This is a genomic window from Caldalkalibacillus mannanilyticus JCM 10596, assembly GCF_000615945.1.
Lineage (GTDB): Bacteria > Bacillota > Bacilli > Caldalkalibacillales > JCM-10596 > Bacillus_AT > Bacillus_AT mannanilyticus.
The window spans coordinates 97380-121937 of the sequence record NZ_BAMO01000001.1; the positions used below are offsets into that span (position 1 = coordinate 97380).

Annotated in this window: 24 protein-coding genes and 2 pseudogenes; 14 read left to right on the forward strand and 12 right to left on the reverse strand. The window is 39.8% G+C overall.

The window, feature by feature from the left end:
- Positions 1 to 30 precede the first annotated feature (30 nt).
- Together JCM10596_RS23020 and JCM10596_RS00495 are read left to right on the forward strand one after the other, a co-directional pair.
- Positions 31 to 2454 carry a VWA domain-containing protein gene (locus JCM10596_RS23020; RefSeq protein WP_234410362.1) on the forward strand — a complete coding sequence of 808 codons (2424 nt, stop codon included), beginning with the start codon at positions 31 to 33 and terminating at the stop codon, positions 2452 to 2454.
- Positions 2455 to 2467: 13 nt separating this feature from the next.
- Positions 2468 to 3166 (forward strand): hypothetical protein, encoded by a 699-nt coding sequence (locus JCM10596_RS00495; RefSeq protein ID WP_025025470.1) that lies wholly within the window; start codon positions 2468 to 2470, stop codon positions 3164 to 3166.
- Between the two features lie 5 nt (positions 3167 to 3171).
- On the opposite strand, the gene JCM10596_RS23025 is transcribed toward JCM10596_RS00495, so the two are convergent.
- Both JCM10596_RS23025 and JCM10596_RS23030 read right to left on the reverse strand, forming a co-directional pair.
- Entirely contained in the window at positions 3172 to 3897 is a 726-nt protein-coding gene (locus JCM10596_RS23025) for an N-acetylmuramoyl-L-alanine amidase (protein WP_025025471.1), read from the reverse strand.
- A gap of 126 nt (positions 3898 to 4023) precedes the next feature.
- A complete protein-coding gene (locus JCM10596_RS23030) occupies positions 4024 to 4353 on the reverse strand; it encodes a rhodanese-like domain-containing protein (RefSeq protein ID WP_034680167.1) in 330 nt (109 codons plus the stop codon).
- 175 nt (positions 4354 to 4528) lie between these two features.
- Here JCM10596_RS23030 and JCM10596_RS00510 point away from each other — a divergent pair, with 175 nt between their 5' ends.
- The 4 genes from JCM10596_RS00510 to JCM10596_RS00525 all read left to right on the forward strand — a co-directional run bounded on the left by JCM10596_RS00510 (position 4529) and on the right by JCM10596_RS00525 (position 7076).
- Positions 4529 to 5200, forward strand: a complete 672-nt coding sequence (locus JCM10596_RS00510) for a hypothetical protein (protein ID WP_025025472.1) — start codon at positions 4529 to 4531, stop codon at positions 5198 to 5200.
- 69 nt (positions 5201 to 5269) lie between these two features.
- Positions 5270 to 5914, forward strand: coding sequence for a tRNA (guanosine(46)-N7)-methyltransferase TrmB (gene trmB / locus JCM10596_RS00515; RefSeq protein WP_025025473.1), 645 nt, complete (start codon positions 5270 to 5272; stop codon positions 5912 to 5914).
- A 14-nt stretch (positions 5915 to 5928) separates the two neighbouring features.
- Positions 5929 to 6768, forward strand: coding sequence for a YtnP family quorum-quenching lactonase (locus tag JCM10596_RS00520; RefSeq protein ID WP_025025474.1), 840 nt, complete (start codon positions 5929 to 5931; stop codon positions 6766 to 6768).
- On the forward strand, positions 6723 to 7076 hold the full coding sequence (locus JCM10596_RS00525; RefSeq protein ID WP_148302476.1) for a hypothetical protein: 354 nt from the start codon (positions 6723 to 6725) through the stop codon (positions 7074 to 7076). Before JCM10596_RS00520 ends, JCM10596_RS00525 begins: the two co-directional genes overlap by 46 nt.
- Positions 7077 to 7108: 32 nt before the next feature.
- Here JCM10596_RS00525 and JCM10596_RS00530 read toward each other — a convergent pair whose 3' ends face one another.
- A complete protein-coding gene (locus JCM10596_RS00530) occupies positions 7109 to 7306 on the reverse strand; it encodes a hypothetical protein (RefSeq protein ID WP_025025476.1) in 198 nt (65 codons plus the stop codon).
- Positions 7307 to 7488: 182 nt separating this feature from the next.
- On the opposite strand from JCM10596_RS00530, the gene hppD reads away from it, so the two are divergent.
- The 3 genes and pseudogenes from hppD to JCM10596_RS23040 all read left to right on the forward strand — a co-directional run bounded on the left by hppD (position 7489) and on the right by JCM10596_RS23040 (position 10741).
- The gene (gene hppD / locus JCM10596_RS00535; protein ID WP_025025477.1) at positions 7489 to 8580 is read left to right on the forward strand and encodes a 4-hydroxyphenylpyruvate dioxygenase; all 1092 of its coding nucleotides are present in this window, start codon (positions 7489 to 7491) and stop codon (positions 8578 to 8580) included.
- A gap of 1 nt (position 8581) precedes the next feature.
- Positions 8582 to 9583 (forward strand): fumarylacetoacetate hydrolase family protein, encoded by a 1002-nt coding sequence (locus JCM10596_RS23035; RefSeq protein ID WP_051541090.1) that lies wholly within the window; start codon positions 8582 to 8584, stop codon positions 9581 to 9583.
- 91 nt (positions 9584 to 9674) lie between these two features.
- Positions 9675 to 10741: pseudogene (locus JCM10596_RS23040) on the forward strand (homogentisate 1,2-dioxygenase).
- 2 nt (positions 10742 to 10743) lie between these two features.
- On the opposite strand, the gene JCM10596_RS00550 reads toward JCM10596_RS23040, so the two are convergent.
- Together JCM10596_RS00550 and JCM10596_RS00555 are read right to left on the reverse strand one after the other, a co-directional pair.
- A complete protein-coding gene (locus JCM10596_RS00550; RefSeq protein WP_025025478.1) occupies positions 10744 to 11049 on the reverse strand; it encodes a PepSY domain-containing protein in 306 nt (101 codons plus the stop codon).
- Positions 11046 to 12161: a GGDEF domain-containing protein gene (locus tag JCM10596_RS00555; RefSeq protein WP_025025479.1), complete on the reverse strand. Its 1116-nt coding sequence runs from the start codon at positions 12159 to 12161 to the stop codon at positions 11046 to 11048. Before JCM10596_RS00555 ends, JCM10596_RS00550 begins: the two co-directional genes overlap by 4 nt.
- Positions 12162 to 12696: 535 nt before the next feature.
- On the opposite strand from JCM10596_RS00555, the gene JCM10596_RS00565 reads away from it, so the two are divergent.
- From JCM10596_RS00565 to JCM10596_RS27240, 5 genes and pseudogenes are all read left to right on the forward strand, one after another.
- On the forward strand, positions 12697 to 13770 hold the full coding sequence (locus tag JCM10596_RS00565) for a M42 family metallopeptidase (protein WP_025025480.1): 1074 nt from the start codon (positions 12697 to 12699) through the stop codon (positions 13768 to 13770).
- 388 nt (positions 13771 to 14158) lie between these two features.
- Positions 14159 to 15009 (forward strand): annotated as a pseudogene (locus JCM10596_RS29875) (transglycosylase domain-containing protein).
- Positions 15006 to 16031 (forward strand): transglycosylase domain-containing protein, encoded by a 1026-nt coding sequence (locus JCM10596_RS27230; RefSeq protein WP_051541097.1) that lies wholly within the window; start codon positions 15006 to 15008, stop codon positions 16029 to 16031. The pseudogene JCM10596_RS29875 and the gene JCM10596_RS27230 overlap by 4 nt, the downstream one beginning before the upstream one ends.
- Positions 16032 to 16163: 132 nt before the next feature.
- Positions 16164 to 17255, forward strand: a complete 1092-nt coding sequence (locus tag JCM10596_RS27235; protein ID WP_051541099.1) for a transglycosylase domain-containing protein — start codon at positions 16164 to 16166, stop codon at positions 17253 to 17255.
- Between the two features lie 8 nt (positions 17256 to 17263).
- Positions 17264 to 18646 (forward strand): transglycosylase domain-containing protein, encoded by a 1383-nt coding sequence (locus tag JCM10596_RS27240; RefSeq protein WP_051541101.1) that lies wholly within the window; start codon positions 17264 to 17266, stop codon positions 18644 to 18646.
- Positions 18647 to 18725: 79 nt separating this feature from the next.
- On the opposite strand, the gene JCM10596_RS00580 is transcribed toward JCM10596_RS27240, so the two are convergent.
- The 7 genes from JCM10596_RS00580 to JCM10596_RS00610 form a co-directional block, all read right to left on the reverse strand.
- Positions 18726 to 19433 (reverse strand): DNA alkylation repair protein, encoded by a 708-nt coding sequence (locus tag JCM10596_RS00580; RefSeq protein ID WP_025025481.1) that lies wholly within the window; start codon positions 19431 to 19433, stop codon positions 18726 to 18728.
- A 74-nt stretch (positions 19434 to 19507) separates the two neighbouring features.
- Positions 19508 to 20815 (reverse strand): FtsW/RodA/SpoVE family cell cycle protein, encoded by a 1308-nt coding sequence (locus JCM10596_RS00585; RefSeq protein WP_025025482.1) that lies wholly within the window; start codon positions 20813 to 20815, stop codon positions 19508 to 19510.
- Positions 20812 to 21246, reverse strand: coding sequence for a PadR family transcriptional regulator (locus tag JCM10596_RS00590; RefSeq protein ID WP_025025483.1), 435 nt, complete (start codon positions 21244 to 21246; stop codon positions 20812 to 20814). The genes JCM10596_RS00585 and JCM10596_RS00590 overlap by 4 nt, the downstream gene beginning before the upstream one ends.
- A 3-nt stretch (positions 21247 to 21249) precedes the next feature.
- A complete protein-coding gene (locus JCM10596_RS00595; protein WP_025025484.1) occupies positions 21250 to 21798 on the reverse strand; it encodes a sigma-70 family RNA polymerase sigma factor in 549 nt (182 codons plus the stop codon).
- Positions 21799 to 21938: 140 nt separating this feature from the next.
- Positions 21939 to 22766 (reverse strand): alpha/beta hydrolase family protein, encoded by an 828-nt coding sequence (locus JCM10596_RS00600; protein ID WP_025025485.1) that lies wholly within the window; start codon positions 22764 to 22766, stop codon positions 21939 to 21941.
- Positions 22767 to 22782: 16 nt separating this feature from the next.
- Positions 22783 to 23877: a CopD family protein gene (locus JCM10596_RS00605; protein WP_025025486.1), complete on the reverse strand. Its 1095-nt coding sequence runs from the start codon at positions 23875 to 23877 to the stop codon at positions 22783 to 22785.
- On the reverse strand, positions 23874 to 24458 hold the full coding sequence (locus JCM10596_RS00610) for a copper resistance CopC family protein (protein WP_025025487.1): 585 nt from the start codon (positions 24456 to 24458) through the stop codon (positions 23874 to 23876). The genes JCM10596_RS00605 and JCM10596_RS00610 overlap by 4 nt, the downstream gene beginning before the upstream one ends.
- Between the last annotated feature and the right edge of the window lie 100 nt (positions 24459 to 24558).

Sequence of the window (24558 nt, forward strand, 5' to 3'; positions counted from 1 at the left end):
CACGCCACGAATATAGCAGAAGGTATTCGTATGGCGGCTGCTCTTATTCCGAATCAAGCGAGAGGGAAGATCATTCTTCTGACGGATGGATTAGAAACCAATGGGAATGCACTGGCTGAAATTCGTCTGGCACAGGAACGTGGCTTGCGAGTTGAGGCGATGTATTTGGCACAAGATGTTGGTGACGAGGTTTTCATTTCCTCTATCCAGCTTCCTAATCGGATGATGGTAGGAGATGAATTCCAAGTGAAGCTAGATATTCACAGCACTCTAGCCACTGAAGGGGTTCTTGACTTCTATGAGGGCAACCAGAAGGTAGGAGAGATTCCTATTCAAATTGCTCCTGGATCGAATCGATATGTTTTTCAGCAAGAAGCCCAGAAGGAAGGCTTCAATCGTTTCCGAGTGGAGCTAAAGACTTCCCAGGATACGATTTCTCTTAATAATCAGGCTTTCGCCTTTAGTCAGGTTGTGGGCTCTCCAAGTGTGTTAGTGATTGAAGGGACGGAGGGAGCTGGCGGGAATGTCGTTCGCGCTTTAGAAGCAAGTAACATCAGAGTGGAGGTTAGACCCCCAGCGCTAGTCCCGAAACAATTAGAAGATTTTAAGAACTACCAGAGCATCATTCTTGCCAACCTTGATTCCACTCAAATCAAAGTGTCTGATATGAACAGGATACGAGATGCAGTGCATGATTTAGGAGTAGGACTTGTGATGACAGGTGGAGAGAACAGCTTTGGTTTAGGAGGATGGTTTCAGACTCCGATAGAAGAGGCTCTGCCTGTGACCATGGATTTGCGTGCCAAAGAAGAGATCCCTTCCTTGGCTCTCGCCTTAGTCATTGATAAATCTGGAAGTATGGCTCCCTATGCCGGGGAAGTGGATAAAATGGCTTTGGCTAGAGAAGGAGCTTTAAGAGCCACTGACTTACTTCAGCCCAAAGATCAGGTAGCTGTTGTTGCTTTTGATGGATTTCCATGGGTGGTGGTAGAAAGGCAGTCTGCTGAAAATATCAAAGAGATTCAGGAGAAGATTAATGGAATTCAAGCCGATGGAGGTACAGAGATTTTTACTGCCTTGTATGAAGGATATAATCAAATAAAAGATGCGAATACGAAAAGGAAGCATATTATTTTATTAACAGATGGAGTATCCAATACAAATTTAGATTATGGAGGGTTACTACAGGAGATCACGGGAGAGAATATCACGGTATCTACGGTAGCCATCGGAAATGATTCAGATACCTTTTTGCTTCAATACATTGCAGAAATGGGACAAGGGCGATACTATTTTTCTAATGATGCGAATAGTATTCCGCAGATTTTTAGTAAAGAAACCGCGTTAGCCAGCAGAAGCTTTATCGTGGATAAGCCGCAGGTTCCTAGTAAATCCTTTATTTCTGATTGGACGGTTCTACGTCAAGCAATCCCAGAGCTTAATGCGTATGTCGCTACCTCACCCAAACAAACGGCTGAAACCAGCTTGTTCAGTATGGATGATGATCCAATTCTGACAAGATGGCAATATGGACTTGGTCGATCTGTAGCATGGACAAGTGATCTGGAAGGAAAATGGACTCCAGATTGGGTAGGCTGGTCCGAATACAATCGCTTATGGAACCAAATTGTGACTTGGACGTTCCCGCAGGTGGAGGAAGGAAGATGGAATGTCCAAACTGAGGTGGAAGGAATCAAAGGAAAAGTGATAGTCAACCTTCCTGTGGGTCACCCCTTACCTCAACAAATGGAGGCGGTCATTCTTCAAGAGAAGCAGGACAACAAGCGAATTGTATTAAAGCCTGTTGCACCAGGACGACTTGAAGGAGAATTCCTAGCCAGTGAATCAGGAACGTATTTAGTTCAAGTCATGGAAAAAGAAGGAGAGCAGGTGGTTGCTACCCATACGAAAGGGCTTGCTGTCGCCTATTCATCAGAATATCGATTATTTGAAGGTGGGGAGGCAGCACTAAAGGCGTGGGTTGAAGAAGGAAACGGTTCTTTACTGATCTCACCGCTTGAAGTCTTTAGTGGTGATCTGCCAAGGAAATGGGAAAATCAGAATGTGAGTGACTGGTTACTCTTTTTCGCTCTATTAATCTGGCCAATAGATATTGCTGTGCGTAAATTGCAATGGACATCTCAACGAATAGTAGGGTGGATGGAGAAGCTTAAAGAAAGCAGACTGTTGAGGACGATAAGACGTAAGCGAACAAATGCTAAAGAAGCTTCTCAGCGGAAAAAAGAAGGAAAAGAAGAGAGCAAAAGCACGGTAACAGCTTCTACTCCAACATCTTTTACTACAGGGCTTCAGAGCAAGCAGAGTAGTCAGGCTGTAAAAGAGAACAGAATCGAAAAAAGAGAGAGCAAGAAAAAAGAGGACAGTAACAATCCAGCTAAGGGAGATTCATTAAATAAATTGCTAGAGGCAAAAGGACGCAAGAGAAGAAGGTAAGGAGAAATGAGTTTTGAAAAATAAAGCCACAATAGATAAAGTTCTTTTCGCTCTACTCATTTTAAGTATCGTGCTGTACTTAGCAGGTATTCTGGTAAGTGAAAAAGGAAGCAGAGTATCTACTCCCCCAAAATCTGAAACGATTCATATTTCTCTTAATGGAAAGGAAGATTCACTTCAAATTCCATTGTCCAAGATACCAGAATTGCAAGAATATCTGGCTACTGTTGAAGATCAGGAAATGGAGCTCAACCGAATAAATAGTTGGGTGTTTCCGGCAGAACATGGCCTCTATGTGGTTTTAGAGTATAACTGTGGAATCAAATTATGTGATTCTATCTTAATACAAAAAAAGGGAGAAGAGTATTTTACGCTTTCGCTTGAACAGGGTATGGTGTTTAAGACAATGTTTTTTGCACCTGATCAAACCAAAGCGGCTCTCCTCTTCTCTTATCCTCTTCAATACAAGGATACCTACTTTACAAAGGATAAGATTATAGCCATAAATACAGATACGTTGCAGAAGTTGAAAGGAACAAATGACCAGATAGTTAGCGAATTAACCGTACCATTTCTTGAATATAAATGGAGAAATGACGATTCTGTTGAAATCAGCATTCCCAAAGTAGACGAGTATAGCGATGAAAAAATAGCTGAGTGGTACCAAACAGAGAGGGCTGAAACAGAGAAGAGGGTTGTTCAGTATGAGTAATCCTTCTATGGATATAAAATAAAGAAGGTATTCACGGCGTCCGCCATCTTCTGCGCGATATGTTCTTGATATTCTTCACTCTGTAGCTTTTCTCGTTCACTGGGATGGCTAATATAGCCTACCTCTGCAATAAGAGTTGGGGAAGTGACCTTTTCTAATAAGTAGTAGTCATGAGTTGCTTTGGTTCGCTTTTTTGCTCGGGCAAGTTGATTTAATTCATCCTGTAACAGCTCGGCAAGAAGATAGCTTTCGGCTCTTCTTTGGTGTAGGATGACGGGGCCTCTTGTTTTACGAAGAGGTGAAAAATTAATATGGATACTGATAAACGCCTTCGGCTTCAAGGTTTCTGCAATAAGCCATCTTTGTTTTAAATCACGAATATGTCGGCTTCGTATCCACTCAAAGGAACTATCGTCACTTAAGGCATAGTCCTGTAAACGAGTGACTCCTACTTGATAGCCTTGGGCTCGTAACCGATGATAGAGCTTGGAACCGATGGCTAGATTAAGGTCTTTTTCAAGGAGATCTTGGTAGAAGGTTCCGCCGTCGACGCCACCATGTCCGATATCAATGATGACATCATATTCAAGCATGAGCTTCCTCATTTCAGGAGCAGAATCACCCGCTTGAGAGCGACCTGAAGTAGCACTGGCAACGGGAACTGCTATAAGCGCAAGAAGTTGAAAACATAAAACGAAAGTGAAGATCCAACATGCTCTAGGTTTTAACATAGGTTTGAGAGCTCCTTTATATAAAGTACCTCTCTATTTTTTGAGTATTTTTCATTTTTATCCTGAAAAAAAGATAAAAAAAGACATTGCTTATTCCTTCTGATCAGAAATAAGCAATGTCTACTGTTATTTTTCAATATCGCCCATCCATTCGAGCATACCGCCAGCGTAGTTGGTGACGTCTGCAAAGCCTTGGTCCTGTAAGAATCTACACACCTTCTGACTTCGATTTCCACTGCGACAAATGACAACATACTTCTTAGAGGAGTCTAATTCTTTTTCATATCTCTCAACAAACTCACTCATTGGTAAGAATTTGACTCCAGGAATATGACCTTCGTTATACTCATCCTGCTCTCTTACATCTAGAAGCACAGTTTCCTCTGATTTTACCTCGTAGATCTCCAATAGTTCGTTTACTTCAATTTGATTGATACCGTCTTGTTCATATGCCATTTCCTGTCCCCTTCTTTCCCTCATCATTATTTCTCTATGTTACAATAATTTACGCTTACGAATCAAATACGATTTTTTTTTATTAAATTTGTTAATAACTGCAACTTTTTTCTGTTTCCTTCGTTATATAAATAATGGTAGAAATGAAATGATTAGAAGGGGAGGAGAAAAAGAGATGCGTAGATGGTTTCTCTTACTCATTATGATATCCGTATTGGTGGTTTCTGGTTGTCATCAGAATAAAGGGGAATTGCCAGAGGCAAGTGGACAAGGGGAAAAGGAAGGAAATGAAGTCAGTAGTGCTAGCCTTCCTTCAGACATTCTCAATGATAATCTAGTTCAAGAAGAGGACAAGCAGGGAGCTCCCAATGAAGAGGAAGTAGCTCCTGCCCAAGAGCAGAAAGAAAAAGTAGTAACAGTTGGTGTTGCTGGTTTTGAAAAAGATGTAACTCTTGTCCAATACAATAATGAGTGGCTCTCTATTTGGTATAATCCCGTTCTGCAACTTAAAGAGGAAAAGGATACGATTCAGTTTCATACAGGAGAGGATGTTTATTTTCAGGTCAAGCATATAGAAGAAAAGCAGGCACATCTCGTGGAAATGGATCATTTAATTCAGAAGTTTACTCAAAAAGGGTATGAATTGCTAAATCGTTTTGAAACAGAAGGCCGTGAGGGATGGGGCTATATATTCTATTCCTATGAAGATAGAACGGCTCTTGATGTATATGTCCTTGAAGGAGAGTCGTCAAGAGTGATGGTGGAATTTCTGCTGCCTGACCAATTAGCGGATAAATACATGAATCAATTCGAATATATGATTAAGACCATTGATATCCTATCTTGATGTACCTCCCTTCAAAATGTTACACTGTTGGCATGAGCAGGAAGAACATAAGGAGGATGAAGTGCGCAAATGAGACTTCGTAACAAACCAGGTGCAGCGGATGAAATTAAAGCCCATCCACATATCGTCATACCTAATCCAAAGGAGATGAGAGGGAAATGGGCTTCTTTTTTTCGCAATCAAAATCCTATACATATCGAAGTAGGGACGGGAAAGGGACGCTTTGTTTCAGAAATGGCGAAGGCCCATCCCGATATTAATTATATTGGAGTAGAGCTACAGACGAGTGTCATCGTGATGGCTCTTGAAAAAGTAAAGCAAGCCAATGTTCCCAATCTCTGTCTTCTCAATGAAGATGTAGAGAATCTATTAGATTTTTTTGAAGAGAAGGAATTAGAGAGGGTCTATATCAATTTTACTGACCCATGGCCTAAGAATCGTCACGAAAAAAGAAGATTAACCTATCGTGGATTTCTAGATAAGTATCATGTCTTAATAGGAGATGGAGGAGAAATTCATTTGAAGACAGATAATGAAGGACTCTTCGAATACTCTTTAAATAGCTTTTCTGGCTACGGTTGTCGTCTAAAAAATATTACGTTTGATTTACACAACAGTTCCTTCGAAGGAAATATCATGACAGAATATGAAGAGAAATTTTCCAGTCAAGGACTTAAGATTTTTAGGTGTGAAGCCATTTTACCACAGAAGTAATGGAGGAGAGATCGATGCAAAAGCTGCAAGTAGGAGATCTTACATTGAAATGGCTCAACGGGGGAGATACCTTCCTAGACGGTGGGGCGATGTTTGGTGTGGTGCCGAAGCCTTTATGGAGTAAAAAATATCCATGTAATGAACGGAATCAAATTGAACTTCGGACCGACCCCATTTTAATCCAAAAAGAAGGAATCAATCTGCTCATTGATTCTGGAATTGGTTTTGGGCGCTTAAATGAAAAACAGCTTCGAAATTTTGGAGTGACAGAAGAATCGAAGCTTGAAGCATCCCTCCTTCAACTTGGCTTGACTCCAGCCGACATTGATTACGTGCTGATGACTCACTTGCATTTTGATCATGCTAGCGGATTAACATTACAAACGGAAGAAGGACGGCAACCCGCTTTTCCTCAGGCAAAAATTATTGTTTCAGACATTGAATGGAATGAAATGAGGCAACCTAATATACGTTCGCGAAACACCTATTGGGCTGAAAATTGGGAGGCTATTGTGAATCAAGTTATTCCTTTCTCTCAGGAATATCAAGTGCTGGAAGAGATTAAAATGATTCATACTGGGGGACATAGTCAGGGGCATTCGATCATTTGTATAGAAAGTAAGGGAGAGAAGGCACTTCATTTTGGGGATTTGATGCCGACTCATGCGCATCAAAATCCATTGTGGGTCTTAGCCTATGATGATTATCCAATGGATTCCATCTATGCTAAGGAAAAATGGGTAAAGAAAGTCTTAGAGGAAGAATGGTGGGTTACATTTTATCATGATGCTCAGTATCGAGCCATTAAATGGAACAAGGATGGGATGATTTTGGATTCAGTGATCAGAGAATGAATCAAGAAATGATGACCTATCAGGCGAGGCAGGATTTTATCGACATGCATAAGGAATTGCTAGCAGAAAAGCCTATTTCTGTAGAGCGATATGATGCTATTAGCCGAGATTTAAAGAAATTAGATGATATTAATTTTACGCTCATGCTAGATTATGTGGAACAAACAGATGGTTTTCCTATTTCGCATATGTGGCGAGAAATCTCTATCGTTATTGAGGAAATAAAGCATCAAGGCGGATGGAGAGAAAAGAAAAATGAGCAAATTTGGTGGAAAGATGGGAAAGTGTCCATTTTGAAGAGCCCTTAATGAAGACCTCAAAAGGATGAATAGAGGAAGGGTTACTCTTCTTGAGGCTGTACAGGACTTTTCCTCTTTTTTTTATGTTCTCTTTTTCTCCTGAATTCAAGAAATTTCTTAATAATCCAGAGGAACCAGCCAAATCGACTTCCTAAGATAATGAAGGTAATTTGAAAGAGTAAAATGCAAAAAGCACTAATGAGAATCTCTGCAATATCATGGATCAAGGGTTCTGACATATAGAAAACCTCCTAATATACAAGTTTGTGCCAATACAGATGTTATTATTCAATATTTCATTATTTCTTTGTTTAAGTAAAGCGGAAGAGCGTTAACGGACGTTCTTGCGTACTTTTTTTTTACAAAATAGAATGAAATTAGAATGGTTAACCTATTACAAATCGATATAGGAGGGTTTTTGATGCAGGATTTTTTTCCGATAAAAAAAGTAGATTATATTGAATTTTACGTAGGGAATGCGAAGCAAGCGATGCATTACTTCATGAAGGGATTTGGCTTTACCCCTGTGGCGTATTCTGGCTTAGAAACAGGGCAGCGTGAGCAGGTTTCTTATGTTCTGAAGCAAAAGAACATGCGCTTCGTTCTTTCTTCAAGCTTGGTTACTGATCATCCCATTAGTGAGTTTATTAAGCTGCATGGAGACGGAGTGAAAGACATTGCTCTTGAAGTGGACAATGTTGAAAACGCATACAAAGAAGCGATCTCCAGAGGAGCTATATCCATCCAAGAGCCTCAAGAATTCTCAGATCAAAATGGAGTATACAAAAAAGCAATCATCGGTACATATGGCGATACGATCCACTCCTTAATCGAAAGAGGTCAATATAATGGTGTTTTTGCCCCGGGCTATGAGGCGTATGAGATTTCTTATCAGGTAGAGGAAACAGGCCTTCTTGGAATTGACCACATTGTAGGGAATGTAGAGCTTAATAAAATGGAAGAATGGGTTTCTTATTATGAGAATGTTTTTGGATTTGAGCAATTGATTCATTTTGGTGATGAGGACATCAGCACGGAGTACTCCGCTCTTATGTCTAAGGTAATGCAAGATGGCTTAGGTAGAATTAAATTCCCCATTAACGAGCCAGCAGAAGGAAAAAGAAAATCTCAGATTCAGGAATACCTTGATTTCTACAATGGTCCTGGAGTCCAACATCTTGCCTTAACTACTTCTAATATTGTAAAAACAGTGGGGATGCTAAGAGAAAACGGAGTCGACTTCTTAAATGTTCCTGACACGTATTATGAAGATTTAAAAGAACGAGTGGGAAATATAGATGAAGAGATTGAAGCGCTAAAAAAGCTAAATATTCTTGTGGACTGTGATGACGAAGGCTACTTGTTACAAATTTTTACCAAGCCAATTGTGGACCGTCCTACTTTATTTATTGAGATTATTCAACGAAAAGGAAGCAAAGGCTTTGGAGTAGGAAATTTCAAAGCATTATTTGAAGCTATTGAAAGGGAGCAAGAAAGAAGAGGAAATTTGTAAAATGAAATGGGTAACATATCGCCATAGGGGAACGTCCCAATTGCGAGCGGGTCTGTTATATCATCATTATATCGTAGATTTGCCCTTTCTATTGGTGGAATCTGAACCACCGCTGTCTGATTCCGAGAAAACAAAACACCTTCCCTGTTCTTTGCTTTCCTTCATAGAGGAACAGGATCAATGGAGGAACGAGCTCATGAGCGCTCATGAGTGCTTTAGTAAGAAGGATGAAGCAGAGTGGGAAATGCTGATGAAAGAGGCTCCAGATGCTATTTTTCCATATGACCCTGCCCTGCTTGCAGCTCCATTACCGAAACCAAGCAGCGTAAGAGATTCTTATTCATTTGAACAGCATGTCAAAACAGCCAGAGGAAAAAGAGGCTTAGATATGATTGATCAGTGGTATGACTTCCCTGTCTTTTATTTTAGTAATCATCAAGCCATCATTGGGCCAGAAGCAGAAGTTTCATTCCCCTCTTCATCCGAGAAATGGGATTTTGAATTAGAGGTAGCGTTTGTTATAGGCAAGCCTGGGAAAAATATTTCTCGTGAAAAAGCTTTTGAACATGTATTTGGTCTAACAATTATGAATGACTGGAGTGCCAGAGATATTCAAGCCGAAGAAGTCAAGGTAGGGTTAGGACCAGCGAAAGCAAAAGATTTTGCGACTTCTCTCGGTCCATTCATCGTGACACCCGAGGAATGGAGAGATCGCGTCCAAGGGGAACAGATTGATCTCCAGATGGAAGCATACCTTAATGGTGAGCTGATCTCTACAGGGAATCTCAATCAATTATATTGGTCTATTCCACAAATGATTGAAAGGATCTCACAAGATTGCATGTTGTATCCTGGAGATGTGATTGGTACCGGTACAGTGGGAAGTGGGTGTATCTTAGAGCAACCTGACCCGAAATGGCTTCAACCCCATGATGTTATTCAGCTTAAGGTTGAAAGATTAGGTGTTTTACGAAATAGTGTAAACAAGAGAGGAGGCGAATGATGTGCCTTTTTATCATCGCTTAGGAGAAGTACCAAAGAAAAGACATACTCAGTTTCGCAAACCTGATGGGACTCTTTATTATGAGGAAGTGATGGGTACCCGAGGTTTTTCAGGCATTCAATCCATACTCTATCATCATTATCCTCCGACCAAGGTAGCGAAGGTTACCAAGCTCGGGAGAAAAGAAATCCCCGTGGAAAAAGAGGCAAGCTTCAGCATCGCCATTTTAAAACAAAGGGTTGGGGAATAGGAAAAGATGCGATTCAGGGTCGAGAATACTTTTTGATGAATGAAGATGTACAGCTTGGATTATGTACACCAACAGAAGATATGAAGTATTTTTATCGCAATGGTCTAAAGGATGAGCTCTTGTTCGTTCATTATGGTCATGGAGTGATTGAAACGATCTTTGGTGAGATGGCATTTCGTCCAGGGGACTATATTGTCATTCCGATTGGTACAACGTATCGCATAAGGCTGGAAGGGGAGTCTAATCATCGCTTCCTTGTGTTGGAATCGAACAGCCGGATTGAAACTCCAAAACGCTACCGTAATGAATATGGTCAATTGTTGGAGCACTCACCGTTCAACGAGAGGGATATCCGCACTCCAGAGAAGCTGAACACCTATGTGGAAAAAGGAGATTATGAGGTCATCGTTAATATTGATAATGAGCTCACTTCATTTAAGTATGAGTATCATCCATTTGATGTGGTTGGATGGGATGGATATTTATTCCCTTGGATCTTGAACATAGATGATTTTGAACCGATTACAGGGAGTATTCATCAACCACCGCCGGTTCATCAGACTTTCTCAGGTCATAATTTTGTGGTTTGCTCCTTTGTTCCTCGTCTATTTGATTACCATCCTGAGGCAATACCAGCACCCTATGCCCATAGTAATGTAAATAGTGATGAAGTGCTGTATTATGTGGAAGGAAATTTCATGAGTAGAAAAGGAGTGGATGAAGGCTCCTTTACCCTACATCCTTCAGGAATTCCTCATGGTCCTCATCCTGGAACAATCGAAGCAAGTATTGGAAAAAAAGAAACGCATGAATTGGCAGTGATGGTGGATACTTTCAGACCACTCAGAGTTACCAATTTTGCGCTTTCCTTTGAAGATTCAAGCTATATGGATAGCTGGAACGAATAATCCTACGGCTCTAATTGTAAAAGAGTGCCGGTATCTGCATCAACCTTAAATTCATAGAATGTAGGATAGCCATCAATAACCGCAGTAAAACCACCTTGGTAGATGGTATACTGTATGCCGTTGATGGCTTCTTTTTTGGGCTCAGTATGAATCCAGCTACCTGTGATAGACATGGTTTCTTTATACCGCTCTTTGACCATCTGAATCACCTTCTCCGGCTTGATTAGAGAAGGTGATTTTTTCTTAGTGTATACATAGCTTACAGCCATTCCAGCCGCAAGACCTAGAAAAAAACGACCCCACTTCATATGGATTCTCCTTTTTTTATGTTATCGTAGTGAACCACTTTGTTTTTCCCGGTTTTCTTAGCGTAGTATAATGCTTCATCTGCTCCTTGGAACCATTTGTCTTTACTCATAGTATGGGCATAGGTGTGAAGTCCGATACTTACAGAGATGGAATGATGATCTAATTCTTCATGACCTATTTGAAATATCTTACGTCTAATTTTTTTAGATGTGTGAAGGGCTTCTTCCACGCTTTGATCAATGAGTATACAGACAAACTCTTCTCCCCCATAACGAGCTAAAAAATCATGATCCTGAATGTTCTCTTTAATAGTCTGAGCAGTGAACTTAAGTATAGAATCTCCAACCTGATGACCATAGGTGTCATTCACCTGTTTAAAGTTATCGATGTCAATAAGCAGAAGGTGTAAGGTCAGATTCTTGGAGTGTTGAAGTAAATCATCCGTATATTCTTGAAAAGCTCTATGGTTATTTACATTGGTTAAGGCATCGGTCTTGGACATTTTCTCCATTAGAATTTTGGATACCATTAGCTCCTGAGATGCTTGCATGGATTTGCTTAATTCATTCAATAGCTCGGAAGCTCGTTCAATCATCATCATGGATAATACATAGGCAATCAAGATGACCGCGAGTATCGAAATAGTATGGATAGGATCAAATTTTTGAGAAAAATGCGGTTCCCAAAAAACAAAGAATAAAAAGAAGATACTTGAAATACCTGTGGCAAATAGTACTTGTTTTTTTCTGAAAAATATACAAGCTGAAAAAATGGGAAGTAATAAAGCACTTTCAATTCCTCGAACGGTTGAATGAGCAAAGATGATCACGAGAGCAATGAGAGAGCCACAGAAAATGATGTAATAAGAGGAATGCTTTGTATTCACATATTTATTAATTAACTCTGCCATAAGAATGATGGACAGTAATAATACGGATGGGAGTATGACAATGTTCAAGACATATTCAGCTAAAGGCTTTTCAGAGATGAAATAATTAGAGGTTGAAACCATGATGCTAATAGCTAAAATGAGCCAATAGTTGTTGATAATTCGCCGATTCCACCGAATAATACTTGATTCATATAACGTGTCATATGTACTAGAACTCAATGATTCACCCCCAAGCCAAGCTGCTGTTCTTCTAGTCAATGATGATCTTTAATCCTTATTAATGTAAGGCAAATATTAGCTTTATTATACACTATGACGAGGTATTGAGCATTAAAAAGCAGGAAAAAACGAAGCGCTTTCAATAATGGGGACCTTTATATTGTAGACAGCATAAAAAGATGGAGTGACCCAAATTCGCGGTTTCTCCACCGTAAAGAAGATGTTTTTTAGTTCATGACAATATAAAACTCAATACCAATTTCAAAAATGGATAACACAACATCATCATAAGCTATGAGATCAAGGGATTCATCGTTGAAAGTAAGATCGATTAGTTCAATGTTCATGATACATTCCTCCCCACTATGTCTACTCCTTCTATTATAGGGAATACTTAAGTCATTATCCATCGGTAAATTCTGAAAATTTTAATTTTGCAAATAGTAGAGGATATTTCATTTAGGAAGGCGAAATGAACATATAGAACAAAAAGTAGAGTGTCGAAATAATAATGATGCGAAAGGAGTAATAAAAATTGGATGTACAATCGTTGGAGTTATTCAAGAAATTAACGGAGGCACCTGGAGCCCCAGGGTTTGAACATGAAGTAAGGGCTATTATGAGGGAAGAGCTAAGCAAATACGCTGATGAGATCATACTAGACAATCTAGGGAGTATCTTCGGGGTGAAACATGCCGCAGAAAATGCACCTAAAGTAATGGTTGCTGGGCATATGGATGAAGTTGGATTTTTAGTCACACAAATCACAGAGAATGGCTTTATCCGTTTTCAAACCTTAGGTGGCTGGTGGAGTCAAGTATTATTAGCACAGCGAGTACAGATCATCACGGATCAAGGGCCTGTGATCGGAGTAGTAGGATCGCTGCCTCCTCACGGCTTAACTCCAGAACAACGGAATAAACCGATGCAGCTAAAAAATATGTTTATCGACATCGGAGCAGATGATAAAGCAGATGTAGAAAAGATCGGGGTTCGCCCAGGACAGCCCATTCTCCCTCTATGCCCGTTTACTCCACTGGCAAACGAGAAGAAAATTATGGCAAAAGCTTGGGATAATCGCTATGGCTGTGGGTTAGCCATTGAATTATTAAAGGAGCTCCAAAATGAATCTCTGCCGGTCCAGTTGTACAGCGGAGCTCATGTTCAAGAAGAAGTGGGATTACGTGGAGCGGCTACCTCCGCTAATATGATCAAGCCTGACCTCTTTTTTGCTCTTGATGCGGGGCCTGCTAGCGATACGCCCGGCAGTTCTGGAGAGGGGTTCGGTAAGCTAGGTAAAGGTGCTTTGCTTCGAATTTACGACAGATCGATGATTACTCATAAAGGGCTTCGAGATTTTATCCTAGACACGGCTGAGTCTGAAAACATTCCGTATCAATTTTTTATTTCACAAGGTGGAACAGATGCCGGACGTGTTCAGCTAAGTGGAAATGGTGTACCTTCAGCGGTGATCGGAATTTGTTCGCGTTATATACATAGTCATGCTGCCATTGCTCATGTAGATGATATTAAGGCGGCTAAGCAGCTTCTGATCAGTTTGGTTCGGAAATTGGATCGCTCGACCATTGAAAGTATTACTAAGGGGTAAGGCGTAAGCTCGAGAGCTTTATGAACGATCTATTTTAGCAAAATGAGATAACAAAATGAAAAAGGTTTCTAAGTAGGAAGAATAATCTTAACTTAGGAACCTTTTTTTCTGTATGGAATGCTGCTGATTCGACTTCACTCCCCAAAATATTCTTCCTTCATTCGAAGAATAAAAGGAAGAGAAAAGGAGAGAAGCAAGCATGAAACAACCTCAAAGTCATACTATAACGCACCAGAAAGAAACAAGACGACACAGGCTAAAGCGTTTTCTGCTTATCTTGGGTATTCTATGTGCCCTTTTTTTGGTGTTAGGAGCATCTATGATCTATTTCCTCCTTAATCAACAGGAGTTGGATGAAAGCAAGCTTGTCATGCACCGTACTTCCGTAATGTTAGATAACGAAGGGCAGGAAGTAGCTAAGTTTTTTATTGAGAATCGAAACTATTTGAAAATAGATGAAACTCCTCTCCTAGTCAAAAAAGCGTTTTTAGCAGTAGAGGATAGACGGTTTTATCAACATAACGGAATTGATGGAAGAGGGATTATCAGAGCTTTATATCGAGATATTCTGGCTCGTAGTAAAGTGGAGGGAGGAAGTACGATTACTCAGCAGCTAGTAAAAAATATACTTTTACATCGGGAAAAGAGCTGGTTGAGAAAAACAGAGGAAATCATCCTTGCTACCAAGCTTGAAAAGATATATACCAAGGATGAGATTTTAGAAATGTATCTGAATTATATTTATTTTGGGCATGGAGCTATGGGATTGATGCTGCTGCCGAGAGATATTTTGGCAAAGAGGTTCAAGAACTAGAGATTGGAGAAATTGCAATGCTAGCAGCCTTGCCCAAAGCGCCCAATCATTATTCTCCCCTTCATGAAGGAAATGAAGAACGGAGTGAAAAAAGAAGGAAAATTGTTCTGAATGTAATGAAGGATGAAGGGTTGATTACAGAGCGTGAGTGGGAAGCGGCTCTTGAGTCTCCACTAGCGTTGAATAAAGAGAATGGAATATACGCCAATGAAGCTTACTTTACCTATATAGATATGGTGCTAGAGGAAGCGCAGAAGGAATATGGCATTAGTGAGGAAGAAATCTTGTCGGGAGGTTATACGATCCATACGGCACTCAATACAACAGCGCAAGAAGCAGTAAATGAAGCTTTTTCATTGGATAGTGAAATATCGGCTCAACTTTTTCCAGCGAACGGACCTAGGCATCCTGTGAAGGAAGTATGATTATTCTAAACCACGATACAGGAGCGATTGTGGCTATTAGCGGAGGAAGAGAGTATGTGCGCAAGGGATATAATCGAGCTACTCAAGCCAAGCGTCAGCCTGGTTCAAGCTTCAAGCCCATTGCAGTGTATGCCACAGCTTTAGAACAAGGGTGGTCTCCCTATGATGATATTCAGGATCAGCTAATTAACTATAATGGCTACCAACCGCGAAACTATGATGGGGTATATCGTGGCAAAGTTCAAATGAAGGAAGCAGTTGAATGGTCATATAATGCTCCTGCTGTTTGGTTGCTTCATGAAATAGGGATTGATCATGGAATCGAGCTTGCTCAAAAATTCGGCTTTCATGATCTCGATAGAGAATTAGGAATCGCTCTCGGAAGTGTGAAGGCAAGTCCATTACAAATGGCAAGTGCTTTCGGTGCTTTTGCCAACGATGGAGTTCTTGTTAAACCTTATGTCATAGAGAAGATCGTTACTCCTAGCGGGGAATCCATCGTCGAGGTACAAAAAGATGAAACACAGGTAGTTTCTGCTCAGACAGCTTGGGCGATGACAACCTTATTGCAAGGAGTTATTCAGAATGGAACAGGAAAGCAAGCGCAGCTTACCCACGATGTAGCAGGAAAAACAGGAACCACTCAAAGTAGTGAAAGAGGAAAGAACGTTCGGGATGCTTGGTTTGTCGGGTATACTCCGCAATATTCAGCCGCAGTCTGGATTGGCTTCGATCAAATGGATGCGGAACACAGGATGGAATCAAGCGGAGGCAATCATCCAGCAAAGATCTTTCGATATGTGATGGATAAAATGCTGGAGGGAGAAGAAGTCCTTCATTTTAGTAAACCGGAGGGAGTCCACAATTTACTTCCAAAATCGAAAAAAAAGAACGAAAAAGCAGAACAGAAAGAAAAGAAGGGGAAAAAAGATCAAAAAGATTCAAAGAAAAAGAAAGATCGAGAAGATAAGAAAAATAAGAAAAATAAAAAAGAAAAGCAAGACAGAAAAAGAGAGAATTAAAGAAGGTTTTAGGCAATAAGGGCATGACAAAATAGTGACGTTTGATAAAAGATGAGAAACTTTTTTCAACCTAAATCGTTTATAATAGTGCATAGATCTGTTTCTGTGGATCTTACAGAGGGGGATGAAAAAGTGGAAGATTCAAGACAACAAGAGAAAAAACGTGGTGTGAAACCTAAACAACCACGAAAAAAGAAAAAGAAAATCAATACGAAGCTTGTACTATTATCGTTTTTTGTCACAATTGTTTTATCTGGTATTATCTTAGTTGGTTTTATGGGAGTGGTTCTAGCGAAGAATTACGAGATCGATGAATCTAAGCTAGAAATGAGAGAAGCTACTACAATCTATGACAATAACGGCGAAGAAGTAGCCAATTTATTTATCGAGAATCGGAAATATATACCAATCCAAGAAATAGATCCATTGCTGCAAGAAGCTTTTCTTTCAGTGGAAGACCAACGATTTTATCAGCATCAGGGTATCGATTTTAAAGCGATAGCCAGAGCACTTTATCGTGATATCATTGCCCGAAGCAAGGTTGAGGGTGGAAGTACCATTACGCAGCAGCTCGTTAAAAATGTTTTTTTAAGTAATGAAAAAAAATGGATGAGAAAAACAGAAGAAGTTCTCATCTCGCTTAAACTAGAGAGAAAATATACCAAAGATGAAATATTAGAAATGTATTTAAACTATATTTACTTCGGTCATGGGGCATATGGAATTGAAGCTGCCTCTCAGGTTTATTTTGGCAAGAGTGCAGATCAATTAAAATTAGAAGAAATGGCGGTTTTAGCCGCACTACCTAAAGCACCTAACCTCTTTTCTCCATTAAAAGAGGACAATCAAGAGAGAAGTGAGCAGAGAAGGCAGCTTGTTCTGCGCTTAATGGCTGATCAAGGAAAAATCACTGCTGAGGAAAGAAATATTGCTGTCAATGCAGAGCTTGAATTAAACACGCAGGGAGCAGCACGAAATCCAGCCATCGATACATATGTGGATATGGTGCTGGCTGAGGCAGAGAAGCAATATGGCATCTCTAGTGATGACATTTTAACAGGAGGGTATGAAATACATACGGCACTTGACCTCAAGGCTCAAGAAGCGATGTATGAAGCCCTGAATATAGATAGTGAAGTATCCCAAGAGCTATTTCCGCAGTCTGGGCCTGAGCTTATTGTTCAAGGAAGTATGGTGATTATGGACACCATACAGGAGGAGTAGTAGCTGCTATGGGGGGAAGGGACTATGTTCGAAAAGGAACGAATCGTGCCACTTCGGACGCTAGACAGCCTGGTTCGACTTTTAAGCCGATTGCAGTCTATGCTCCTGCCCTAGAGTCGGGCTGGAATCCATTTGATCTAGTGAAGGATGAAAAACAAAGCTACGGAAGCTATAGCCCTAGAAACTATGATGGAAAGTATCGTGGAGATGTGACGATGATGGAAGCAGTTCAGTTCTCATATAACGCTCCAGCAGTATGGCTATTGAATCAAATTGGGATTGATAAAGGAGTTCAATATTCTAAGTTATTTGGCTTTGAGAATCCAAAACGCGAGCTAGGAATTGCGTTAGGAGACATTGGAGCAAGCCCTTTGAAAATGGCTAACGCTTATAGTGCCTTTGCCAACCAAGGTATTCAAATGGAACCATATCTGATTGAAAAAATGATTGATCGTCATGGTGAGCATATCGGTAAGAAGCAAATTAATTACGAGCAAGTCATTACGCCTCAATCTGCATGGTATATGACAAAGATGCTGGAGAAAGTAGTAAAAGAAGGAACAGGGAAAAGAGCACAGTTCAATCATCCTGTAGTAGGTAAGACAGGGACGACTCAAGCGCCTAAAGGTCATAAGGGTGTGCGAGATGCTTGGTTTGTAGGGTATACGCCTCATTATACCGCTGCTGTATGGATGGGATTTGATCAAGTAAAAGAAGGGCATGTAATGGATACCTCTGGTGGGAATCATCCAGCAAAAGTGTTTAAGTATGTAATGGAAAAAGCGCATGAGGATAAACCTGTGCTCTCCTTCGAGAAGCCAAGTGGGGTAGAAGAGTTACAGCCACCAGCGAAACTAGATTCCATTCAAGATCTTAGTGCATTTGTTACTTTATATCGTGATTTAAGTGTATCTGTTGATTTAGAGTTTACCCCAAGTTCAGATGAGCGAGTAGGCTATACGATCAGTCGAACCGATCTTGTTTCAGGTGAGCAAAAGGTCTTAGCTGATAAAGTGACTAGAGATCAGTTAGTGAACGGAAGAGGTTGGGTAGATAAAGATGTCCAGCTTATGGGTCAATATCAGTATCAGGTTACTGTAGTGAATCTACAAACAGGTCAGGTTGGCTCTTCATCTAATAGTGTGACAGTGCTTGTTAGTCCAGACTCTCCACACTTCAGAAGAGAAGATCAGGTGGATAACGAAGAATATAATGATTGGTTAAATGATCTTATTGACCAATTTAACAGAGAATTGGATCAGGAAGAGGTTCCAGAGGAAGAAGAACAGGGTTCTGAAGAAGAATCTACAGAACCAAATGGATCGCAGACGGGTGAAGAAAGTCCACCAGCCGAGGAAACCTCAGGTTCGAATGAAGAGGATAATCCTTAAAAAAAGAACTATAAATGAAAGGACATAACATAGTAGCTATGACTACTATGTTATGTCCTTTGTTCTTTAACAAACGTACTTAACATCTTACATATTTTCGTTTGAAACCAACCCTTCCTCGATCCATTTCTTTTTGAATACTTTCGGCAGCGTTTAGAAGACTGCTTTTTTTCTTGTCTTTTTTAATTTCTACCGTACCTACTTCCTTTGCGGTCTCGACTGCCTTTTCATGCAGCGGTAAATAGGAAAGTCCTACGGTGAAGAGAAAATTATTCATAGAGGATTTCGTTCGTTCTGGCGATTCATGAATCGTATTTTTCACAAGATCAAGCATAGTTGAAATCTTGCTTTCAGAAAATTCATGGTCTAGGCGATTCCCTAAAAGCCAGCAATAGCAACTCCAGCCCCCTGACATTCTTAGCTCGTCATCAGTTGCAATCCATTTATCAGCAACTTCCTGTGCAATGGCTGACTCTGCTAAAGTGACTGCCACAACATAATCAGACAGCATATAAAAATAGGCTCCATCCATCCAACGGTCAAAATCGGACTCAGTCATTGCATGTGGGTCTGCAATAATGCCTGCAAAATACATGGCATCGTAGTTGCCTGTGGCATAAAGCTCTTCAGCTAATGGTTGATTTATTTTTATTTTCTTTGCCATTGGCTTCATGGCACCCGTAGCCACTCCAAAAAGCGGCTCGTGCGCACCATTGGATATGTATACTTTTTTCGTTCGTTCCTTACCGAGCTCTTCAAGCTCCTGCATAACTGTTTTGAAATCCATTGTTCTGCCCGTCCTTTCTTAATACAACCATAAGATGAGGTAATGATTTTCACTGTTTAGTTGACAGAAACAAATCATAGCTGCTTTACTATTGTAGGCTCAGTTATATCCTTTCTTCGATAGACGTTTAGAATAAGTCCTAAAATAACAGAGTTAAATAACAACATGCTTCCTCCATAACTAATAAAGGGTAGGGGGACCGCCATTATAGGTACTAGTTCAAATCCCATGAGAATGTTCCAGAAAGCAGGAACGGTAAATAATGTAGCACCACCTATCACTAACAATCTTCCATATAGATCCTTTGTTTTAAAAGCATTTTTCGAGATTCGCAAAATAAATATCAAAAGCATTGTACAAAGGAGTATGCCGAATGCCCAGCCAAGAGAATAAACGAGATAAGGGAAAACAAAATCTGTATGTGGTTCTGGAATCGAATGCAAATTGTAAAGTCCGTTTCCTAACCATCCAGCTTGTAAGAGCGCATCCCTAACCACAATATACATATATCCCGCTCCATTTGGATCAGCTTCTGGATTTATAAAAGCAAACAATCTATTATAGTAATACCCCCCATGAGATGTAATAAGCATAGTAGCCATAAAAATGATACCGGCTACCACATTAGTGGCAGCTAACTTTAAAGCTAATTTTTTATGGATATGAGAAAAGGCAAACATGGCAATCATAAAGAAAATATACATGATACTTAACATTACTTGTGGAACTAAAATGTAGAGAAGGATTGGTGTCCAAAATAAGAAAAATAATAAGACTTGTTTTATCCAACTGTGAAATTCATTGATTTTACTAAAGATACCAGCCCATGCTAAGAAAAACAAAAGTAAGGTTATGGCTGTTACATCAATGGTAACTCCCCCAATTGACATCCATTTTTTCACTCCGTTCGTCATATAACCGAATAAATGAATATATAAATGCAGAATTAAGCCACTCCCATAAAAGAAAATCCACCAGTTTTTTAATTTTCTATAATCAAAGAAAAGGACACCGACAATTACAAGTACGGAAAGGGTAAGCCAGATTGTTTGCCGTCCTATAAAATAAGAGGACAATTCAGAAGGTCCACCTCTTAGTGGAAGAAAGCTAATACTTATCATCATGACAAATAAGAAAATAAGAACCCAGTCGATTTTTGGTTTATGAATACGATTTAAACTCTCTCCGATGGTAAACGGATTTCCCATTTCATTTATTGCCTTTGCATCAGCCTCTTCTTGGGAAGAGTTTCTCTTTTGGAAGGAGTGGCTCAGCTCTTGTAGGTGATGGGTCAGTTCTTTTTTTATCATACCGTGAGCTTCTTTAGATTTTACTTTAGAGGTTACTTTATTTAAAAATTCTTCAAATTTGGATGAACTCATAATGATGCCTCCTCTATTAAGTGTTTGAGGGATATGCGTTGTTTAGCACTTTTTTGATTGTAGGTAGCTAAGTATTTTTTTCCGTTTTTAGTTAAGGAATAATATTTCTTTTCTTTGATCCATGTGGAAGTTAGAATTCCTTTGTTTTCAAGTAGATGCAATAGTGTATAAAGCTGTCCTTCATTGTTTTGAAAACGAAGTTCATTTTTTTGAAAAAGATGGGTAGAGATGTCGTAGCCGTGCTTTTCTCCATGTTGAAGGGATTCTAATACAGCTAAGAGAGTTTTCTCCTCCCAAGAATGAAACCTAGATTGAAAATGTTTCATTCGTATGTTTTCTTTGACTGCATTTTTCCGCTCATTGGAAAAGGAAAAATCTTTAAAAATAGTTTTTTTCATAGAACTCTTCAGGTTAATGAATGGATCTTTCATTGTTCAAACCTCCTCTATCATTTTTTCCTTTAATAATTCTTTTGCACGTTTTAATCTCGTTTTTAATGTATTTATATTTACGCTAGTAACCTTACTGATTTCTGATAAGGACAGCTCCTCATAGTAGTGGAGATAAACTACTTCTCTATATTTTATAGGTAAATTTATGACGGCATTTGTTAAACTGTTTTCTTCATTTTTCGAAATAATCTCCTCTTCAACGTGTTTAGATTTGGAAGGTATGTAGTCTAATATTTTCTCGTTAAGGGTTATTTTACGATAATGCCAGCTTCTTAAATAATCCTTACAATAATTGCTAGCGATTCTGTATATCCATGTTTTTATTGATGAGCGTTGATTAAACTGACCTAACTTTTCATAACACTTTATAAATATCTCTTGTGTTAAATCCTCAGCTGTGGTTCGATTTTTCACATATGTATATACGAGATGAAGGATTGCATCGCTATATTCATGCATTAATTCATCTATGACCTGTTCTCTATCAGAGAGCAGTTGATCAGTTAGCGATAATTGCTCTAGTTCGTTCATTTAGGTATCACCTCTTTCTATATATTAGACGAAATAAGCTCCCTTTCGGTTTGAAAAAAAAGCCTATATCATTGATTTTTTGAAAATCAACGATACAGGCTTGATCGATCGATAGCTCAATAACCTTCTATAAATAGAGATCAGAAACGAGAAAGAAATTCTTTGGTTTGAGCAATTGCTTCCTGTAGTGGCTTTGTTATTCCCTGATAAGGATGTACAGCTCCGAAGGTATGGTTTCCATCAGGAATTTGAACCCATTTAATCGCAGGATTCTTCTCTACGATCTTGGAAGAGCCATCTCTTAAGTGTGGAGAATCATTAGTGCCTTGAATCAGAATGATCGGGAAGGGGGCTTCTGAGATTCGCTCAATGATATTAAATCGCTCATGATGTTGTTCCATATCATCGAGTATGATTTTATCTAATGGCATTTGCTGCTTTGTTCTGGCATTGGGGATATAAGCTCTTCCTTTTAAGCGCATTTCTTCCTTCACTTCTGTCGAGAATAAATCCACATTGGTAATCCCATTCCAGCTTATAACGGCTTTAATTTCTGTCGAGTGGTCGAGAGCATAAATAAGGCTGACTCCTCCCCCACGGCTATGTCCCAGAAGAAAAAGTGGAGCCGTACTCAAGTGGTGAGGAAGTGCTTTTATTTTCTGCTCTTTGACTCTCTGGATAAGAAGATGTAGATCCTCCAATTCGCTTGAATAGGTATTCTGCGCAAAGCGATCAAGCTCTGAAAAGGTAGTCAGTTCCTCCCCCACTCCATTATTTGTAAAGTTAAAGGTGATGACATCAACAAGAGTGGATAATTCTTGAGCGACTTGCGGGAAGAAGCCCCAGTCTTTAAAGCCTTTAAAGCCATGACAAATGATCAACAGACCTCTTGATTTCTCCTGGCATGGGAAAAAATCCGCACGTAGGATTCGTTCTTCGTCTACAGCTATTTGAAACGGAATACTCATCTTGAAATCTCCTCCTTTATACATGAACGGCTGTCATCAGCGCTAGATAGCCTAATACTACAAACAATATACTATATACGAAGCTGTTCCAGATAGACCATTTTTTGATATAGGCTAGAAGAACCAGTGACAGAGCAGCGAAGGAACCTAGAGCAAGTAGCATACTCAGCATGGTAAACTGCAAGGTTACTGTCATAGTAGGCTCAATGGTTTCCTGTACGAACCATTGAAATAACCAGGAAGGATCTTCATATTTTAGAACCTGAGCTACCTCATGAGGTGGAGTCTGCTCTGTCATCACCGCTGTAGCGAAAAAGATAAGGAAGAGAATGACGCTCTCAAGTCGAACCCACTTGAGGGGCTGAATAGATGGATCTTTTGCCAAGTTTTTTCTGATCAGGATTCCATTGATAATAGCATAGGCAATCACGGCAAAAAAGAGCAGGTGTTTCAAGAGCAAGGCTTGTCCATAATCCAGCATCCAAGAGTTTAAGTATTCCGGTGCAATTTCATTAGTCATGCCCAGCCCAGTTCCAATAAGAACGAGGATACAAATGATAGCCAGCGGAGTAAACCAGCGTAAAAAGATCGACCAGTTGATCGTGTTTCTTGAAAACCAAGCTACACAGAATAAGATTCCTGTCCACAGTGTGACTGCCATAAAATGCAGAGAGTGCAGAAGGGTTCCCTTAAGCGGATTTAGTGAGCCTGAGTGACTTGCCCAGCCTTGAACAAAGATAAGAGCGAGCAAGAAAAAGAAAGAGAAATACTGTAAAATTTTATGTTTTGCCAGAAAGGGATTTAAAAATAAGAAAAATAGCACGATGGATAGGGCTATGGTCCATAGCCAAGCTTTCCCGATATTAAATAGGAAAAGGATCTCATAAAACATACTCCATGTTTCCATATCAAATGTAACGGCCATTTCCTGTGCTAGAGCAAAAACAGGAAAGAAGGAAAGGAGGGGGATGGAGAGAACGCTAACAAGGATTAGACTTCTCGGAACCCCCATTTCTGGTCGATGTGATGTGGGAATGAGAGACATTATGGCATTCCCTACAAGAATCGAAAAACTAAGATAGAGTAGTGCTTGAGTGGTTGAAACGATCATAGAGAACTCCTTTTTTTCCACAGGGTATAAAGAATGGCAAGTCCAAGAATTCCAAACAGACCATACAGGAGGTAAGAAAATAGGCTCCCTTCTGAAGCAGCTATTGTTTCCGCTTCAATCTCTTTATTCTCTTCAGCAGTGTTTGTCAATTCATGCTCTTCTTCGGTGCTACCATCTGTTTCAGGTGAAGTCTCTTCTTCTGGTTCAATGATTGGAGCAGGAGGATCATACTGCACTTCAAATGGAATCTCGCCTTCAACAAGGTGTCCATCTAAACCAACAATTTTCCATGTGATGGTATAATGATCGGTATAGAGAGGTTCTTGAAGTGTGGCAGTTAAGGTATCGTGATCCACTTTGATCTGCTCCACTGGAAAGGAATCACCAGCTTCATTATGTACTTCAATTGTGCTAATTGGCTCTATTTTCGTGTTAAATTGAATCTGAATGCTTTTCATCTCTGTGGTTATTATTTCTTCACTTGAGGGACTAGATACTGTAGGATATGAATGTGCCAGTACTTCAACAGGCAATAGTAAGGCGACTAATAAAAAACAAACGCAAGCTATTCTTTGCATCATTGTGTAGACATCTCCTTTGATATTAGGTAGTGTGGTGAAAAAAAGAAGGAAGTGAAACAAATCACAGCCTTTATTTTAACTTATTTTGAGTGTGGAAGCG

What these genes read in the sequence shown, in the direction of transcription:
- JCM10596_RS00590 (WP_025025483.1), bottom strand. Translation starts at nt 21,246, where the DNA reads ATGAAAGATCCATTCATTAACCTGAAGAGTTCTATGAAAAAAACTATT.
- JCM10596_RS23030 (WP_034680167.1), bottom strand. Translation starts at nt 4,353, where the DNA reads ATGGCATATGAACAAGACGGTATCAATCAAATTGAAGTAAACGAACTA.
- JCM10596_RS00510 (WP_025025472.1), top strand. Translation starts at nt 4,529, where the DNA reads ATGCGTAGATGGTTTCTCTTACTCATTATGATATCCGTATTGGTGGTT.
- JCM10596_RS23020 (WP_234410362.1), top strand. Translation starts at nt 31, where the DNA reads ATGGCGGCTGCTCTTATTCCGAATCAAGCGAGAGGGAAGATCATTCTT.
- JCM10596_RS23025 (WP_025025471.1), bottom strand. Translation starts at nt 3,897, where the DNA reads ATGTTAAAACCTAGAGCATGTTGGATCTTCACTTTCGTTTTATGTTTT.
- JCM10596_RS00520 (WP_025025474.1), top strand. Translation starts at nt 5,929, where the DNA reads ATGCAAAAGCTGCAAGTAGGAGATCTTACATTGAAATGGCTCAACGGG.
- JCM10596_RS00550 (WP_025025478.1), bottom strand. Translation starts at nt 11,049, where the DNA reads ATGAAGTGGGGTCGTTTTTTTCTAGGTCTTGCGGCTGGAATGGCTGTA.
- JCM10596_RS00530 (WP_025025476.1), bottom strand. Translation starts at nt 7,306, where the DNA reads ATGTCAGAACCCTTGATCCATGATATTGCAGAGATTCTCATTAGTGCT.
- JCM10596_RS27230 (WP_051541097.1), top strand. Translation starts at nt 15,006, where the DNA reads ATGATTATTCTAAACCACGATACAGGAGCGATTGTGGCTATTAGCGGA.
- trmB (WP_025025473.1), top strand. Translation starts at nt 5,270, where the DNA reads ATGAGACTTCGTAACAAACCAGGTGCAGCGGATGAAATTAAAGCCCAT.
- JCM10596_RS23035 (WP_051541090.1), top strand. Translation starts at nt 8,582, where the DNA reads ATGAAATGGGTAACATATCGCCATAGGGGAACGTCCCAATTGCGAGCG.
- JCM10596_RS00585 (WP_025025482.1), bottom strand. Translation starts at nt 20,815, where the DNA reads ATGAGTTCATCCAAATTTGAAGAATTTTTAAATAAAGTAACCTCTAAA.
- JCM10596_RS00580 (WP_025025481.1), bottom strand. Translation starts at nt 19,433, where the DNA reads ATGGATTTCAAAACAGTTATGCAGGAGCTTGAAGAGCTCGGTAAGGAA.
- JCM10596_RS00600 (WP_025025485.1), bottom strand. Translation starts at nt 22,766, where the DNA reads ATGAGTATTCCGTTTCAAATAGCTGTAGACGAAGAACGAATCCTACGT.
- JCM10596_RS00610 (WP_025025487.1), bottom strand. Translation starts at nt 24,458, where the DNA reads ATGATGCAAAGAATAGCTTGCGTTTGTTTTTTATTAGTCGCCTTACTA.
- JCM10596_RS27240 (WP_051541101.1), top strand. Translation starts at nt 17,264, where the DNA reads ATGGGGGGAAGGGACTATGTTCGAAAAGGAACGAATCGTGCCACTTCG.
- JCM10596_RS00525 (WP_148302476.1), top strand. Translation starts at nt 6,723, where the DNA reads ATGGAACAAGGATGGGATGATTTTGGATTCAGTGATCAGAGAATGAAT.
- JCM10596_RS00605 (WP_025025486.1), bottom strand. Translation starts at nt 23,877, where the DNA reads ATGATCGTTTCAACCACTCAAGCACTACTCTATCTTAGTTTTTCGATT.
- JCM10596_RS00595 (WP_025025484.1), bottom strand. Translation starts at nt 21,798, where the DNA reads ATGAACGAACTAGAGCAATTATCGCTAACTGATCAACTGCTCTCTGAT.
- hppD (WP_025025477.1), top strand. Translation starts at nt 7,489, where the DNA reads ATGCAGGATTTTTTTCCGATAAAAAAAGTAGATTATATTGAATTTTAC.